This window comes from Halorubrum salipaludis (assembly GCF_002286985.1).
GTDB classification, from domain to species: Archaea; Halobacteriota; Halobacteria; order Halobacteriales; family Haloferacaceae; genus Halorubrum; species Halorubrum salipaludis.
In genome coordinates, this window is the sequence record NZ_NSKC01000002.1 from 157981 (window position 1) to 174120 (window position 16140).

16 protein-coding genes and 1 tRNA gene are annotated in these 16140 nt (G+C 70.7%); 9 read left to right on the plus strand and 8 right to left on the minus strand.

Going from position 1 to position 16140, the window contains the following annotated elements; all coding sequences use genetic code 11:
- Positions 1-17: 17 nt before the first annotated feature.
- Together purF and CK500_RS03495 are read left to right on the plus strand one after the other, a co-directional pair.
- Positions 18-1517 (plus strand): amidophosphoribosyltransferase, encoded by a 1500-nt coding sequence (gene purF, locus CK500_RS03490; RefSeq protein ID WP_095635862.1) that lies wholly within the window; start codon positions 18-20, stop codon positions 1515-1517.
- Positions 1518-1670: 153 nt separating this feature from the next.
- On the plus strand, positions 1671-2735 hold the full coding sequence (locus tag CK500_RS03495; RefSeq protein WP_095635863.1) for a halocyanin domain-containing protein: 1065 nt from the start codon (positions 1671-1673) through the stop codon (positions 2733-2735).
- A gap of 132 nt (positions 2736-2867) precedes the next feature.
- Here the strand turns inward: CK500_RS03495 and CK500_RS03500 are convergent, their stop codons facing one another.
- Positions 2868-3428 carry a DUF420 domain-containing protein gene (locus CK500_RS03500; protein ID WP_095635864.1) on the minus strand — a complete coding sequence of 187 codons (561 nt, stop codon included), beginning with the start codon at positions 3426-3428 and terminating at the stop codon, positions 2868-2870.
- A 174-nt stretch (positions 3429-3602) separates the two neighbouring features.
- Between CK500_RS03500 and CK500_RS03505 the strand changes: the two genes are divergently transcribed.
- Positions 3603-3687 (plus strand) — tRNA-Leu (locus tag CK500_RS03505).
- A gap of 620 nt (positions 3688-4307) precedes the next feature.
- Positions 4308-6191 carry a Glu-tRNA(Gln) amidotransferase subunit GatE gene (gatE, locus tag CK500_RS03510; RefSeq protein WP_095635865.1) on the plus strand — a complete coding sequence of 628 codons (1884 nt, stop codon included), beginning with the start codon at positions 4308-4310 and terminating at the stop codon, positions 6189-6191.
- A 61-nt stretch (positions 6192-6252) separates the two neighbouring features.
- Here gatE and CK500_RS03515 read toward each other — a convergent pair whose 3' ends face one another.
- Positions 6253-6507 carry a hypothetical protein gene (locus tag CK500_RS03515; RefSeq protein WP_095635866.1) on the minus strand — a complete coding sequence of 85 codons (255 nt, stop codon included), beginning with the start codon at positions 6505-6507 and terminating at the stop codon, positions 6253-6255.
- A gap of 524 nt (positions 6508-7031) precedes the next feature.
- On the minus strand, positions 7032-7514 hold the full coding sequence (locus CK500_RS03520) for an Lrp/AsnC family transcriptional regulator (RefSeq protein WP_095635867.1): 483 nt from the start codon (positions 7512-7514) through the stop codon (positions 7032-7034).
- 182 nt (positions 7515-7696) lie between these two features.
- Between CK500_RS03520 and CK500_RS03525 the strand changes: the two genes are divergently transcribed.
- Entirely contained in the window at positions 7697-8644 is a 948-nt protein-coding gene (locus CK500_RS03525; protein WP_095635868.1) for a DMT family transporter, read from the plus strand.
- A 28-nt stretch (positions 8645-8672) separates the two neighbouring features.
- Here CK500_RS03525 and CK500_RS03530 read toward each other — a convergent pair whose 3' ends face one another.
- Together CK500_RS03530 and CK500_RS03535 are read right to left on the minus strand one after the other, a co-directional pair.
- Positions 8673-9257, minus strand: coding sequence for a hypothetical protein (locus CK500_RS03530; protein WP_095635869.1), 585 nt, complete (start codon positions 9255-9257; stop codon positions 8673-8675).
- Positions 9258-9470: 213 nt separating this feature from the next.
- The gene (locus CK500_RS03535; RefSeq protein WP_095635870.1) at positions 9471-9821 is read right to left on the minus strand and encodes a 2Fe-2S iron-sulfur cluster-binding protein; all 351 of its coding nucleotides are present in this window, start codon (positions 9819-9821) and stop codon (positions 9471-9473) included.
- 107 nt (positions 9822-9928) lie between these two features.
- Between CK500_RS03535 and CK500_RS03540 the strand changes: the two genes are divergently transcribed.
- Positions 9929-10969: a biotin--[acetyl-CoA-carboxylase] ligase gene (locus CK500_RS03540; RefSeq protein WP_095635871.1), complete on the plus strand. Its 1041-nt coding sequence runs from the start codon at positions 9929-9931 to the stop codon at positions 10967-10969.
- A 72-nt stretch (positions 10970-11041) separates the two neighbouring features.
- Here CK500_RS03540 and CK500_RS03545 read toward each other — a convergent pair whose 3' ends face one another.
- Complete coding sequence (locus CK500_RS03545; RefSeq protein ID WP_095635872.1) at positions 11042-11590, minus strand: universal stress protein; 549 nt, start codon at positions 11588-11590, stop codon at positions 11042-11044.
- A 127-nt stretch (positions 11591-11717) separates the two neighbouring features.
- Between CK500_RS03545 and CK500_RS03550 the strand changes: the two genes are divergently transcribed.
- From CK500_RS03550 to yqeC, 3 genes are all read left to right on the plus strand, one after another.
- Positions 11718-11975 carry a DUF5789 family protein gene (locus CK500_RS03550; protein ID WP_095635873.1) on the plus strand — a complete coding sequence of 86 codons (258 nt, stop codon included), beginning with the start codon at positions 11718-11720 and terminating at the stop codon, positions 11973-11975.
- 123 nt (positions 11976-12098) lie between these two features.
- Complete coding sequence (locus tag CK500_RS03555) at positions 12099-13301, plus strand: redox-regulated ATPase YchF (protein ID WP_095635874.1); 1203 nt, start codon at positions 12099-12101, stop codon at positions 13299-13301.
- Positions 13302-13394: 93 nt separating this feature from the next.
- Positions 13395-14159 (plus strand): selenium cofactor biosynthesis protein YqeC, encoded by a 765-nt coding sequence (gene yqeC, locus CK500_RS03560; protein ID WP_095635875.1) that lies wholly within the window; start codon positions 13395-13397, stop codon positions 14157-14159.
- 45 nt (positions 14160-14204) lie between these two features.
- Here the strand turns inward: yqeC and CK500_RS03565 are convergent, their stop codons facing one another.
- Entirely contained in the window at positions 14205-14849 is a 645-nt protein-coding gene (locus CK500_RS03565) for a DUF7109 family protein (protein ID WP_095635876.1), read from the minus strand.
- 2 nt (positions 14850-14851) lie between these two features.
- Complete coding sequence (locus CK500_RS03570) at positions 14852-16045, minus strand: glycosyltransferase family protein (protein WP_095635877.1); 1194 nt, start codon at positions 16043-16045, stop codon at positions 14852-14854.
- Positions 16046-16140 lie beyond the last annotated feature (95 nt).

Genomic DNA, 16140 nt, shown 5'->3' on the forward strand with positions numbered 1-16140 from the left:
GCCCCACCGACGTGTATATGCAAGCCGGTGGGGACAACACCGCTGACGAGCCGCGAGAGAAGTGCGGCGTCGTCGGCGTCTCGCTCGCCGACCGCGAGGCCGCGCGACCGCTGTACTACGCGCTGTACGCGCTCCAACACCGGGGACAGGAGTCCGCGGGGATCGTCACGCACGACGGGTTCCAACAGCACAGCCACGTCGAGCGCGGGCTCGTCGGCGACGCGTTCGACGAGGGCGACCTGGAGTCGCTGTCGGGCGGCACCGGCATCGGCCACGTCCGGTACCCGACCGCCGGGAGCCTCGACAAGAGCTGCGCGCAGCCGTTCTCGGTTTCCTTCAAGTCCGGATCGCTCGGCCTCTCGCACAACGGGAACCTCGTCAACGCGGACGAGGTGCGCGAGGAGCTCGCGGCGGCGGGCCACGCGTTCACCTCCGACGGCGACACCGAGGTGATCGCCCACGACCTCGCGCGCAACCTCCTCGAAGAAGACCTCGTACGGGCGGTCAAACACACGATGAACCGCATCCACGGCTCCTACTCGCTGGCGATCACCCACGACGACACCGTGCTCGGCGTGCGCGACCCGCTCGGGAACCGCCCGCTGTGTCTCGGGAAGATCGACGGCGGCTACGTCCTCGCCAGCGAGTCGGCCGCGATCGACACCCTCGACGGGGAGCTGATCCGGGACGTGCGCCCCGGCGAACTCGTCGTCTTGGACCCCGACGGGACCGGCTACGACACGTATCAGCTCGTCGAGCGCGAGTCGACGGCCCACTGCTTCTTCGAACACGTCTACTTCGCCCGCCCCGACTCCGTCATCGACGAGAGCCTCGTGTACGAGGTGCGCCGGAAGCTCGGCCGGAAGCTCTGGGAGGAGTCCGGCGTCGAGTCGGACGTGGTGATGCCCGTTCCGGACTCCGGGCGCGCGTTCGCCTCCGGCTACGCCGACGCCGCCGGCGAGACGACCGCCGACGGCGACCCCCGTCCGGAGGGCGACGGCGGCATCGAGTTCGCCGAGGGGCTGATGAAGAACCGATACGTCGGGCGGACGTTCATCATGCCGACCCAAGACGAGCGCGAGCGCGCGGTCCGGCTGAAGCTCAACCCGATCCGATCGACCGTCGAGGGGAAGTCGGTCACCATCATCGACGACTCGATCGTGCGGGGGACCACGTCGACCCAGCTCGTCGAGCTGGTCCGCGAGGCGGGCGCCGAGGAGGTCCACCTCCGGATCGGCGCGCCGGCGATCGTCGCGCCCTGCTACTTCGGCATCGATATGGCGACCCGCGAGGAGCTGATCGCCGCCGACGCCTCGACGGAGGAGATCCGGGAAGAAGTGGGGGCGGACTCGCTGTCGTACCTCTCGATCGACGCCGTCGCCGACGCGCTCGGCGAGAGCCGCGCGGACCTCTGTCTGGGGTGTGTCACCGGGGAGTACCCGTTCGACGTGGCGGGCGAAGAGGCGGATCGGGACTTGGAGGGCACCGCGTCGGGCGTGACTCCCGCGGACGACTGAGCGGTCTCAATCCGCCGACGGCTGAGCGGGTCTCACCCCCGGCGCCCGGCCGCGTTCCGCTCACGCCCGCCCTCGCACTCCGCCGACGGCGCGTTCTCACGCCGCGGCGGCGGAATCGGGAATTTAAATACGCCCACGCCGGGAGGTACGCGTATGACATCCGACGCCGACGAGACGACGATGAGTCGCCGCGGGCTGTTCAGGGCCGGGGCCGCGGGGGCCGCCGCCGCGACGGGGCTCGCCGCCGGTTCCGGAGGGGCAGCCGCCCAGTACGACGGCTGGCTGGACGACGTCGACAACTACGACGGCACCCACGACTACCGGGGGGAAGACGAGGTCACGGTCGAAGTCGGCGCGGTCGACGGCCTCAAGTTCGGACCGGCGGCGATCCTGATCGACCCCGGGACGACGGTCGTCTGGGAGTGGACCGGGGAAGGAGGCGCACACAACGTCGTCGCCGACGACGGGACGTTCGACAGCGGCGAGACGGTCAGCGATGAGGGAACCACCTTCGAGTACACCTTCGACGGCGCCGAGGAGGGCGACACGTTCAACTACCTCTGTGTCCCCCACGAGGCGGTCGGGATGAAGGGCTCCGTGGCGGTCGGATCCGTGGACGACGACCTCGTCGATCCCGAGGGCGGCGACGGGAGCGACGGCGGCGACGGGAGCGACGGCGGCGACACCGCCGGCTACGGCGACTGGTTCGAGGACGTCGGCAACTACGACGGCACCCACGACTACCGGGGGGACGACGAGGTCACGGTCGAGGTCGGGGTCGGCGAAAACGGCCTCCTCTTCGGCCCGGCCGCGATCCTCGTCGACCCCGGCGCGACGGTGGTGTGGGAGTGGACCGGGGAGGGAGGCGCACACAACGTCGTCGAGGAGAACGACGCCTTCTCCAGCGGGTCGGCCGTCGACGGGGCGGGCGAGACCTTCGAGCACACCTTCGAGGACGCCTCCGAGGGCGACGTCTTCCGGTACGTCTGCGAGCCCCACGAGGCGGTCGGGATGAAGGGCGCGGTCGCGGTCGGTGCGGTCGACGACGACATCGTCGGTGAGGGGGGCGACGGCGGCGACGGCGGCGACGGCGGGGGCGGCTCGGGCCGCGATCTCACCGCGAGCGACGTCGGCGCGCTGGCGCTCGGCTTCGGCTTCGCCGGGGCGCTTCTCGTCCCGCTGTTCTACGCCGCCCACAAGAAGGCGAGCGAGGAGTAGCGGGCGAGGAGCGGCGAGACGGACGAGGGGCACCGGGATGAAACGAAGCGAGACGGCGAGCAGCGGGCGACTGTTTCGAGGCGAAGTGTTCGAGCGTTTGCGCCCGGATTTCCGTCGGGCTTCCGATCCGCGTCAGAAGACGTGGTACAGCATGAGGTAGACGCCGATCCCCATCGTGAAGGAGACCAGCCAGAGCGCCGCGGCGGCGGCCCCGACCTGCGCGTGCCGGGTGTGGTACAGCTCTTCGTACGGGCGCGTGGCGGCGAGCAGCAGCGCGTGGAAGACGAACGGGACGCAGACGATCGCGAGCAGCACGTGGATCGCCAGAAACGGGAGGTAGACGTAGGTGTAGACGACCTCGGGACCGGGGAACTCGGCGGTCCCGACCAAGATCAGCCGGTAGAGGTAGCTGCCGAGGAACGCGACGAACAGCCCGAACGACGAGAGCATGAGCGCCCTGTGACGGGCGACGTTCCCCCGGGAGATCGCCCGCCAGCCGAGCAGGATGGTGGCGATCGCCGTCGCGGAGATCGCGGCGTTGAGGTGCGGGAGCGCCGCGAGGACCGCGTCGTTCGCGCGCGGCAGCACGCCGCTCGGGATCGCGCCGCCGACGGCGCCGAACACCAGCGCGAGCGCGGCGACGGACAGGAGGGCGGTCAGTAACGGGACGTTCTCGCGGGCCCACTCGGACATGGGCGATCGGACGGACGCCACTCCCAAACCCGTGCCGGTTTCGACGGCGCGGTTCCGGTGGACCGGCTCGTCGCGCCGTCCTTCCCGACCGGTGGCAACCTCCGACACGGTCCGGCCGAATGGAAGGGCTTTTAATTAGGGGAAGGGTACGTGGAGATGCGAAAAAGACAGCGAGCGTGGGTAGCCAAGCCAGGCCAACGGCGCAGCGTTGAGGGCGCTGTCCTGTAGAGGTCCGCCGGTTCAAATCCGGTCCCACGCATCGCTCGGGGCACACCCCCACCGATGCACGGTGTTGTCTCTACGACAGCACCCACGCACAATTCCTTTCCACCGCTACGCGACGAGTGATTACTCTACGGTATGCTTGTGAGGATCGGCTTTCAAGTAGTCACGCTGTTCCAGTCACTTGCTTATAAGCGGTTACTGACGGCTCGACGACGGAGACCTCCAAAGCCCCAGCCGCTCGGCTGTACGATGATGCGATTGCTTATAAGCCTCTGATCGGCGCGGATAAGACCTCCAAAGCCCCAGTCGCGAGGACACCACACGCTCGCTGCGCGCCTCGGTCGCTCACTTCGTTCGCTCCCTGCGGTGCTTGCGTCGCCTGTGGTGTCCTCGCGACTGCCCCTTTGAGTCCCGCCCTGCACAGCGACCGCACCTCACGCCTCCCCAGCCTCGTCAGTCGCCTCCGCTTCGCTCCGGCGACTGACTCCCTCGCGCGTGCGAGTCGCGCCCTCCAGGCGCTCCTCGGCACGCGCCACCGCTGCTCATTTATATATCGTATCGTCGGCCATCGATCGTCACCGCTCTTTTAAACACTCGATCACCGCTCGCGCGAACTGCCACCCTTTTAGTCGCGCGCCGTCGGAGTGAGACGTAATGAGTACGGACGCGACCCCCGAGTACGACTACGAGGAGCTGGGGCTCGTCGCCGGCCTGGAGATCCACCAGCAGCTCGACACCGAGACGAAGCTGTTCTGCGACTCTCCGACCGTCGAGCGCGACCCCGAGGAGTCCGACCGGTCGATCACCCGCCGGCTCCACCCGACGAAGAGCGAACTCGGCGAGCTCGACGACGCCGCCATGGAGGAGAGCCGCGTCGACCGCGAGTTCACCTACCTCGCGTACGACACCACCTGCCTCGTCGAGGAGGACGACGAGCCGCCCCGCCGCGTCGACGACGAGGCGCTCTCGGTCGCCCTCCAGATCGCCGACCTGCTCGACATTTCCGTCGTCGATCAGGCCCACGTCATGCGGAAGCTCGTCATCGACGGCTCGAACACCTCCGGGTTCCAGCGCTCGATCCTCCTCGGACAGGAGGGCGAGATCGAGACGAGCGAGGGGGCCGTGTCGATCGTCGATCTCATGCTCGAGGAGGAGTCGGCGAAGCGCGTCGAGGAGACCGAAGAGGGGGTCGTCTACTCGCTCGACCGGCTCGGCGTCCCCCTCGTCGAGATCGGGACGGGACCGGACATCCGGAGCCCCGAGGGCGCCCGCGAGGCCGCCGCGCGCATCGGGATGCTCCTCCGGTCGACGGGCGCCGTCAAGCGCGGGCTCGGCACGATCCGTCAGGACGTGAACGTCTCCATCGCCGACGGCGCCCGCGTCGAGGTGAAGGGTGTCCAGGACCTCCAGGGCATCGAGGACATCGTCCGCGGCGAGGTCGGCCGGCAGGCGGAGCTGCTCGCCATCCGCGACGAGCTCCGCGAGCGCGACGCGCGCGTCGGCGAGGTCACGGACGTGACCGACACCTTCGCCGACACCGAGTCGGGCGTGATCCGCGGCGCGCTCGATTCGGGCGGGAAGGTCACCGCGGTCCCGCTGTTCGGCTTCGACGGGCTCGTCGGCCGCGAGATCCAGCCGGACCGCCGGCTCGGCACCGAGCTCTCGGACCACGCGAAGCGCCACGGCGCCGGCGGTATCTTCCACACCGACGAGCTGCCGGCGTACGGCGTGACCGAGGAGGAGGTGTCGGCGCTCCGCGACGCGGTCGGCGCCGGTGAGGGCGACGCGGTCGCCATCGTCGCCGCCGACCCTGAGACCGCGGACCTCGCGATCGAGGCCGCCGCCGAGCGCGCCGAGACCGCGATCGAGGGCGTCCCCGAGGAGACCCGCGGCGCGAACGACGACGGGACCACCCGGTACCTCCGCCCGCTCCCCGGCGCCGCCCGGATGTACCCCGAGACGGACGTGCCGCCGGTCGAGCCGGACCCCTCCGACGTGGAGCGGCCCGAGCTGCTCGACGAGAAGGCCGAGCGGTACGCCGACGAGTTCGGGCTCGACGCCGGCCTCGCCGAGCAGGTCGCGTTCGGCCAGCGGTTCCCGCTGTTCGAGACCGCGGTCGACCGCGGCGTCGACCCCACCTTCGCCGCCTCGACGCTGGAGTCGACGACGACGGAGATCCGGCGGGAGGGGGCGGCCGTCGAGAACCTCACCGACGAGCACTTTCTCGACCTGTTCGATCTCGTCGAGGACGGCGACCTCGCGAAGGAGGGCGTTCCGGAAGTGCTGACGACGCTCGCCGAGAGTCCCGAGCTGTCGGCGGCCGAGGCGGTCGAGGAGGCCGGCCTGTCGGGCGTGAGCGAAGAGGAGGTCCGGGAGGCCGTGGTGGAGGTCGTCGAGCGGAACGCGGACCAGATCGAGGCGGAGGGGATGGGCGCCTTCTCCGGGCTGATGGGCGAGGCGATGGGCGCGCTCCGCGGGAAGGCGGACGGCGAGGTCGTCTCCGACGTGCTGCGCGAGGAGATCGGAAAGCGGTCGTAGGTGTTGAGGCGTGTGGTGTGTTCGTTTTTAAGTATCAGCGCGTCATCCCCGAGGATTCGTCTTATCTCCCGTAGAGGAGATAGAGAAGGTACAGACTCGCACCGATTATCAGTGTTCCCGCGATGAGGAGCCCTCCTGTCGCCGCGATCGACGCCGCATGTACTGCAAGCTGGACCAATTGGAGACCTACCAAAATCGTGAAGACGGAGATCAGTGTCCAGACAACGGTTCCCAACAGTGTGCGAGTTGTCCGAGCGAGCTCCTCGCGCACGATCGACCGGACCGTTTGTTCGTCGAGGTCATCGGAGGGCGACATATCTGCACACGTCGCGGTCAGTAGCAATAAACTGTTGGCTGATTGGTGCTACTGAGTTAACGTAGTCGTCAGATACTCAATTCCGGAACTGACCACACATGGGTCAGAGCGAAACACCTTCTGAGAATTTAGCAGATTTACTTGCTTATAAACGGCTGATAGCAAATCGGCGGGGACTATCTCCAAAGCCCCAGCCGTGAGGACGGCGCACACTCGCTGCGCGCTTCAGTCGCTCACTTCGTTCGCTCCTTACAGTGCTTGCATCGCCTGCGCCGTCCTCACGGCTGCCCCTTTGAGTCCCACCCGTCCGCACCGCAACCGCAGCCTCACGCCTCCCCAACCTCGCCGCTCGCTCGGGGCTTCCTTCGGTCGCCCACGTCACTCGCGGCGTCCCTCGCACGCGCTCCTCGCGGCCTGCCGGCCGCTCGGAGGCGCGCGCCACCGCACATTCGTTTATAAACCGTTGTCGTTACTCCCGGTTTTCCTTCAAAACACCGCCGCCTTCCGACGAGACCGCCTTTTCCTCAGTCGACCAGTTCCTCGATCAGCGTGTCGAGGTCGTACGTCGCCGGCGCGCGCGGCTCGTCGCGCAGGGTGGCGATCGTGAACGTCGAGTTCGTGCGCTCGACCTGCGGGATCGCCTCGAAGTCGCTAATCAGTCGCTCGACGGTGTCCGACGAGGAGAGCCGCGCGAGGACGACGAAGTCGGTCTCGCCCATCGTGAAGAACGCCTCCGTGACGCCCTCGACCGCGAGCAGCTCGTCCGCGAACTCCTCGTAGGGCCCCTCGTAGTCCGCGAGCACCTCGACGATCACGGTGACGCCGAGCCCCAGGGCCTCGTGGTCGAGGTCGTACAGGTCGTTCTCGATCACGCCGTCCTCGCGGAGGTTGTTCAGCCGGTAGTGGATCGTCGACACCGGGATGTCCGTCTCCTCGTGGAGCCGCTCCGGGCTCCCCGTCCCGAGGTCCGATATCGCCTTCAACAGCCGCACGTCGCGCTCGTCCATACCCCCCGTTTGCGTGATGGTCTGTTATATATTACGACCGATATACTTGGATCGGAGTGCAAGATACCCGACTGATCTGGAACGAAATTGCATCAAATTCGTATGCGTGATTGTTCATTCTGAATATCGGCCGATCCGAGAGAATAGTTTAACTATCTCTGCCGATTTCGAACAGACAGCCAATGAATCTGCGGAGCCTTATTTCCACTCCCGAATCGATCGTCGCCGCGTTCGTCCTCCTCGCGACGCTGTGGGGCACCTCCTTCGTCGCCATTGAGGCCGGGCTGCACTACTTCCCGCCGCTCCTGTTCGCCGGCGTGCGCTACGCCGTCGCCGGCGCCATCGTGCTTGGCGTCGCCGCGGTTATGTCCGGCCGGACGGTCCCCCGGGGTCGCGACGAGTGGCTCGGCGTCGGCGTCGCCGGCGCCTTCGTGATCGCCGCGTACCACGGCCTGCTGTACGTCGCCGAGCTCCACATCACGGGCGCGGTCGCCGCCGTGATCGTGAGCCTCGCGCCGGTGTTGACCGCCACGTTCGCGGCGCTCATGCTCCCGAACGAGCGCCTCGGGCCGCTCGAGATCGGCGGGTTCGCGCTCGGGATCCTCGGCGTGATCGTGATCGCCGACCCGATGGAGGCGGGGCTCGGTAGCTCCGCGCTGCTCGGTGTCGGGCTCGCGTTCGCCGGCGCGGTCGCCTTCTCGCTCGGCGCGGTGCTGCTCCGCCCGCTCCGCACCGACCTCCCGATCGCCGCGCTGCAGGGGTGGGCGATGGTCTCCGGCGCCGGGATGTTATTCGTCGGGGCCGCCCTGCTCGGCGAGTCGCCCGCGGCGATCGTCTGGAACGCGACCTCGCTCGCCTCGCTGTCGTACCTCACGCTGCTGTCGGGGGTCGTCGCGTTCCTGATCTACTTCGCGCTGCTCGACGAGGTCGGCCCGGCCCAGCTCCACCTCGTCGGCTACGCGGAGCCCGTCGTCGCCGCGGTCGGGAGCTGGGTCCTGCTCGGCAGCCTGATCGACGCGGAGGCGATGGTCGGCTTCGTCGCGATCCTCGCCGGCTTCCTCGTCTTAGAACGACACGAGATCGCCGCCTACGTCGGCTTCGACGTCGAGGACGCGCTCCGGACGCGCTGAGTCGACAGCCGCGGCCGTTTCCCGCTTTTCACCCGCCGATATCCTGCGTCAGCCCCGCCCGGAGGTCCCGACCGAAGTAGTGTCCGAGCAGCGCCAGCACCAGCCCCAGCCCGCCGCCGACGGCGAGCAGGGGGAGCCCCCACTGCTGGAGGTAGTCGATCCCGATCGGGAGGAAGCCGATCCCGAGGACGCTGGTCACGGCGGTCCCCGCGCCGGCCGCGGCGCCGGCGAGCCCGGTCTCCACGTACTTGCGCGCCGAGAAGACCAGCCCGACGAGGAACGAAGCGAGGAACACCCCGGCCGCGGAGCCGATCGTGCCGCCGATAATCGGGATCGCGCCGCCGGCGAACACCCCGACGCCGACGGCGACGAGCGCGAGGACGAAGGACTTGGCGGAGAACCAGCGCCCGTCCATTCCGACCCGACCGCTCCCGGACCCGCCCGCTCCCGACCCCGTTCCGGCGGCGGGGGCGGCGTCCGACCCAGCGCTCGCGGCGCTCCCGGAGTCGGCCTCGCCCCCGCCGTCGCCGTCCGCGAGGTCGTCGTCGAGGAGGTCGTCGAGGTCGTCCATCGGGTCGCCGTCGGACGCCTCCCGCTCCTTGGAGGGTTGCATACCCGAGCGTTCGCCCGTGAGACCTTGTGTCTTGCGCCGAGGGCGGGTCGCGCGCTTCGTGCCGGATCAGACGGCGTCCCGTGCGACTCGGTAACGCTCGCCGTTTCACCGGAAACCCGGTGTCCCCTGCTCGGACCGCAGGGATCCGATCCCCGCCGTCGACCGCGGGGCTTCGGGGGCGCGGCGGCTTCGGCCGCCGACCGCGGTTCGCGCTTACTCCTCGCCGTCCGGTTGCTCCCGCGATCCCCACACCAGCTTGTCGACCAGCTCGACGCTCATCGGTCCGTCGACGGTCACCTGACAGGAGAGCCGGGGGTAGCCGAACCGGTCCGCCAGCCGGTCGTGCCAGTGCTCGGGCGGGGGCCCCTCGCGGATCCGAACGCCGCAGGTCGCACAGAGCCCCCGCCCGTCGCAGTTGAGGCGGCGCGTCGCGGCGGCGTACGGCGAGAGGCCGGCGTCGAGCAGCGCGTCGCGGAGGGTCCGTCCGGGCTCGACCGCGAGCTCGATCCGGTCGTCGCCGTCGCGGACGGTCAGCGGGACGGTCTCGTCGTCGGCTCCGGGCATTCGGTCTCGCTTTCGCCCTCCGAACGGATAGCTCTGTGCTCGGTTCCGCGAACCGGCGCGAACCGAGACCCGGAACGGCTTTGCGCGTCCGCGCCGACCCGACCGATATGGACACGCGCCGCGCGCTGCTCGACGCCCTCGGCGACGGCCCGGTCTCCGGGCCCGCGCTCGCGGACGACCTCGGGGTGTCGCGAGCGGCGGTCTGGAAGGCGGTCGAGTCGCTCCGCGAGGAGGGGTTCGCGGTCGAGTCAACGCCGGAGGGGTACGTCGCGCCCGCCGACCCCGGCTACTCCGCCGCCGGCATCGAGTTCGGGCTCGACGCGCCCTACGCGGTGGAGTACCACGATCGGATCTCGTCGACGAACCGCCGCGTTCGGGAGCTGGCGGCCGGGGGCGAGATCCCGGAGGAGGGGGTCGCGGTCGTCGCCGACGAGCAGACCGGCAGCCGGGGGCGGCTCGACCGCGAGTGGGTCGCGCCGAGCGGGGGGGTCTGGCTCTCGCTGGCGGTCCGGCCCGACGCCCCGCCGGCCCGGGCCCCGCTCTTCACGCTCGCCGCCGCGGTCGCGACCGCCGACGCCTGCCGAGAGGCGGGCGTCGACGCGCACATCAAGTGGCCGAACGACGTGCTCGTGGGCGGTCCTGGAGGCGAGGACGAGGACGAGTACGCGGACGCCGACGGCGACGCCGACGGCGACGCCGACGGCGACGCCGCGGACGAGGGTAGTCGCGGCGGCCGCAAGCTCGCCGGGATCCTCACGGAGATGGAGGGGGAGGCCGACCGGATCTCGTGGCTGGTCGCGGGGATCGGCGTCAACGCCAACATCGACGCCGAGACGCTCCCGGCGGGGGCGACCTCACTGCAGGAGGAGCTGGGCGAGCCGGTCGACAGGCGCCGGTTCGCCGCGACCCTCCTCGAGCGCTTCGACGCGCTCGCCGGGACGCCGGACCGGATGGACCGGATCCTGCCGGCCTGGCGCGAACGCGCGAGCACGCTCGGCCGCCGGGTCCGCGTCGACACCCCGAACGGTCCGGTGACGGGCATTGCGGTCGACGTGGAGCCGCCCGGGGCGCTCGTGATCGAGACGGACGACGGCGTCAGGCGGGTCCACGCCGGCGACTGCGAGCACCTGCGCGACGCCGACGGCTGATCGTCGGTCGTCGCGAGGCGTCGGGGGACATTCGAGCCGCGATGGCGCGCAAAACGCGGCTCCGGACTCCCGCTAACTCTGTCCGGTCGCTTCCGGCTCCCCGTCGGCCGGGGCCTCCGTTTCGGCCGGCGTCTCCCCCTCGGCGGACACCTCGGCGCCGACGGCCCCGTCCCCCGGGATGTTTCCGTCCAACCGCACCGTCAGCACGGGGACGCTCGACCCGCGCACCACCTTCTCGGCGACGCTCCCGAGGAGGAGCCGGTCGATCCCGCCCCGGCCGTGGGTCCCCATCACGATCAGGTCGCAGCCGTTCCCCTCGGCGTACCGGATGATCTCCTTGCTCGGGGAGCCCTCCGCGACCGCCGTCTGGACGGCGAGGTCGGTCCCGGCCGCGAGCGACTCGACCTCCGCGACCGCCTCGTTCGCGTCGTCCCGCAGGAGGTCGCCGACCCCCTCCCACGAGCTCTCCATCGGCATCCCCGCGTAGCTCGCCGTGTCGACCACGTACAGCGCGTGGACGCCCGCGCCGTGGACCGACGCGAGGTCGAGGGCGTGCGCGACCGCCCGCTTCCCCTCGGCGGAGCCGTCGGTCGGAACGAGGATCCGATCGTATAGAGTCATACGTTCACACGTATCAGGGTACCGCCGCCACATAACTCTTTGCGCGTTTTGCCGGTTCTTTTCGGGCGGACGCGTTCGGATTCGGGCCGGGCGTGCGTTTAAGTCCTCACGCGCCGATATCCATCCCATGACATCCGAAGTACACCTCTCGCGCGTCGAAGACGAGTTCCGCGAGCACTCCTACCCGGCCGCCCGCGAGGACCTGGTCGACTCCTGTGCCGGCACCACCGTGCTGTTCGCCGACGGCGACGCCGACCTCGGCGACCTCGTGGCCGACATCGACCAGGAGCGGTTCGAGAGCGCCGAGGACGCCTTCGCCGCGCTCCAGAACGTGCTCCCGGTCGAGGCGGTCGGCGAACCCGGGCAGTCCGACGGCGACGCCTGACTCGGGTCGAGTCGCGGGCCGACCTGCGCCGTCGCCACCGCCCCTCGCGTCCGCCTCGTCACCCGTACCCACGCCACGACGCGTCTCGCATCGCTTTTTACCGCGGGTCGCGCACTGACGGTAATGAGTTACCGGATCGGTCTCGTCGGCAAGCCCTCCGTGGGGAAGTCGACGTTCTTCAACGCCGCGACCATGAACGACGTGCCCGAGGGCGCGTACCCGTTCACCACGATCGACCCGACCGTCGGCGAGGCGTACGTCCGCGTCGACTGCGCCGCCCCCGAGTTCGACGAGACGTGTACGCCGAGCGTCGGCGTCTGCCGCGAGGGCACCCGCTTCGTCCCGGTCAAGCTGGTCGACGTCGCCGGCCTCGTCCCCGGCGCCCACGAGGGGCGCGGGCTCGGCAACCAGTTCCTCACCGACCTCAACGAGACCGACGTGCTGATCCACGTCGTCGACTTCTCCGGGAAGACCGACATCGAGGGCGAGGCCACCGAGGGCCACGACCCGCGCGAGGACATCGACTTCTTAGAGGAGGAGCTCGACGCGTGGTACCTCGACGTGCTGGAGAAGGGCCTCGAGAAGTTCGAGACGCGGTACCACGGCGCGGACGCCGCCATCGAGGCGGAGCTCGCCGACCAGATGTCCGCCTTCGGCATCGACAAGGACCGGATGAAGCGGGTGATCCTCGCCGAGGGGCTCGAGCTCGACCCCGAGACGTGGGACGAGACGGACAAGGCCGACCTCGCCCGCGAGATCCGCAAGCGCACGAAGCCGATGGTCGTCGCCGCGAACAAGATGGACACGCCCGAGGCGCAGGCGAACTGGGAGGAGATCACGGCGGACCCCGACTACGACCACCTCTCCTTCGTCCCCGCGAGCGCCCACGCCGAGAAGGCCCTGAAGAACGCCGACGACGCGGGCGTCGTCGACTACACGCCCGGCGACAGCGACTTCGAGGTCGTCGGCGACGTCTCCGGCGAGCAGGCGGCGGGCTTGGATCAGATCGGCGAGTTCGTCCACGAGTACGACGGGACCGGCGTGCAGGGCGCGCTCGAAGAGGCCGTCTTCGACGTGCTCGGCTGTATCGCCGTCTTCCCCGGCTCCGCGAACGGGAGCAAAGACGAGAAGGGGGTCTTCCGCGACTGCTTCGTCCTCCCCGAGGGGTCGACCACCGAGGACTTCGCGTTCCACATCCACTCGGACATCGGCGAGGGGCTCCTCCACGGCACCGACTGCCGGAGCGGTCGGCAGGTCGGCGCCGACCACGAGCTCTCCCACCGCGACGTGATCGAGCTGGTCTCGACGAAGCAGGCGGCCCCGTAGCTCGGTCGGCCGGGGCCTGACCGCCCCCTGACCGAGACGGTCGCCCCCTTCTGACCGACGGATTTTCGCCCCCGGCCGACCACCGGTTCGGACGTGAACGACATCGTCGACGCCCTCGGCGCGGCCGCGGGGACGACCTGTCTCGTCGGCGCCGGCGGGAAGAAGACCACGCTCTACGCGCTCGCCGACCGGCTCGACCGGGCGGTGCTCACCGCGACGGTCCGGATCCCGATCTTCGACCGCGAGGTCGCCGCGGTGCGCGTCACCGGGGACCCCGTGAGCGCGCTCGACGCGATCGAGGGGGCCGACGCAGCCGAGGTGGCCAACGGACCCGAGGACGCCTTCCCGCTCGGGCTGGTCCCGGAGCGCGAGCGCGACGACCGATACCGGGGGTACGACCCCGCGGTTGTCGACGAGATCGGGGCCGCCCACGACGGGCCGGTCCTCGTGAAGGCCGACGGCGCGCGGACGCGGCTCCTCAAGGCGCCAAACGACCGCGAGCCGCAGGTCCCGGCGGGCGCGGACCGCGTGATACCGGTGGCGAGCGTCGGCGCCGTCGGGGAGCCGCTGACGGCGGAGACGGTCCACCGCCCCGAGCGCGTCGCGGCGATCGCGGACGCCGCCGTCGGCGACGAGATCACGCCCGAACTGGTCGGCGGCGTCCTCGCGCACGAGCGGGGCGGCTTAAAAGGGATCCCGGACGGGGCGACCGCGGTCCCGCTCGTGAACGCCGTCGACGACGCCGACGACGAGGCGACGGCGCGCGAGATCGCTCGGGTCGTCCACGAGCGCGCGGACGTGCCGCGGGTCGTCCTCGCGCGGATGATCGAAGGGGAGATCGTCGACGTCGTGGAGTGACACCGGCGGCCTGACCGCCCCGTCACCGCTGTCCGACGGGGGCGCCTACCCGTCCAGCTCGGCCACGATCCGCTCGCGGATGTCCCCCGCGTCCACGGGCGCCCACGCCTCGATGTCGTAGGTCACGTCGGCGAGGACCTCCAGCCGCTCCGCGTCGCCGGACTCGATCGCGGCGACCGCGTCCCTCGACAGCCGTTCCAACACGGCCTCCGAGAGCGCCTCCCGGTCCACGTCGCGCTCCGGCACGTCGAGGATGTGCGGGAGGTCCTCGGCGTCCGCCGGCAGCGAGGGGAACGCCGCCGGACCGACCGCGAGCGCGACCGCGTCGGGTTCGTCCCCGCCGACGGAATCGTCTCCGCCCTCCGAGTCACCCCCGTCGTCGGAGCCGTCCCCGTCGTCGGATGTCGCGGGATCGGTCACCCCTTCCAGTGTGTTCCCCGCTCCCGCTTCCGAGAGCGCCGCGGGGGGCGCGGGGACGAGCGCGTACTCCGCGACGGCGACGTCGATGGCGGCGGCGATGGCCTCGTCGTCGACCTCGGCGCGCTGTTTGAAGGCGAGCTCCGAGAGCGCCTCCGACAGCTCCGCGCGGGTGAGCCACTCGAACAGGTCGACGACCCCGGCGAGGTCGTCGCGCGCGGCGACGCTCGGGGCGCCGCCGTCGGACCGACTGGGTCCGTCCGCGTCCCCCACGGTCAGTCCTCCCCCGGCGCGGCGTCGGCGCCCGGGTCCGCCGGTCGCGGGCGGTCGGCTTCCGGCAACGTCCGGTCGGTTCCCCCCGAACGGTCGTCTCGCGCGCCCTCGAGGTCGGCCCGCGCCGCGTCGGCGACCTCGGCGGGCGTGACGGGCGCGTCGCGCCACGCCGGCAGACGGGTGTCCGGGCCCGGCTCGCCGAGGGCGTCCGCGTACGTCTCGACCTGCTCGCGTTCGGCCGCGCGGTCGTAGTCGAGGCCGTTGAACGCGGCGTCCGTCTCGTAGCCGCGGATCAGCCCGTCGGCCGCCTCGCGGTAGCGGTCTGCGAGCGCGTCGTACTCGACGTCGACGCCCGCGCCTTCGACCGCGCGGAGGGTCGCCTCGCCGACCGCCCGGCTCATGTCGGCGAGCCCGGTCGGCCCGTCGACGGAGCGGTGGTCGTGCTCGTACCGCCCCAGGTCGACCTGCGCGCTCTCCGCGAAGCCGGCGTGCGCGAACGCCTCGCCGAGCGTCCCGACCTCCAAGCCCCAGCCGCGCTGGACCCGGAGCCGGGAGACGAGGTCGGTCGTCGCCGCGAACTCGCCCGCGAGCGCGTAGCGGAACGCGTCGAGGTACTCTAAGACGCCGGGCTCGCGCCGCTCCGTCGCGTCGGCGAGCGCGCGGACCAGCGGCCGGAAGAACAGCCGGAACAGCCGCCCGTACAGCGAGCCGTCCTCGACGCGGGCGTAGTACCCCTTCGAGAACTCGTGGCCGCGGGCGAGCGGGAACAGCAGGCGGTTCACGAACGCCGGCGAGTACGTCTTCGTGTCGGCGTCGTGGACCACGACGAACTCCTCCTCCAAGGCGCGACCGAGCCCGAGCCACACGTCCCGCCCCTTCCCGCGGTCGCCGTCGAGCCCGCGCTCCGCGAGCAGCTCCGTGAGCCGCGGGCCGCCGCACCACAGGGGCTCGACGTCCACGTCGAACCCGTCGAGCCAGTCGGCGAAGGGACCGACGCGGTCCGCGGGGGCGCGGAGGGGGACGACCACGCGGGCGGGGTCGACCGACTCCAGCGCCGTCAACACCCGATCGGCCGCGAGCGTCCCGTACTCGCGTTCCGTCATCGGCACGACGACCGCCGCCCGGTCGGTGGGGGCGTCCGGCCGGTGGTCGGTCAACGCGTGCAGCGTGGTCACGCGCTCTTGTACGTACTCCATCTATCCGGTACACGGGCGGGACGCCCTAAATAGGTGCGATACCCGTCCCCCCTGCCGGTCTCCCCCTTCGGCGCGCCGCGCCACCCGTGCGCGGA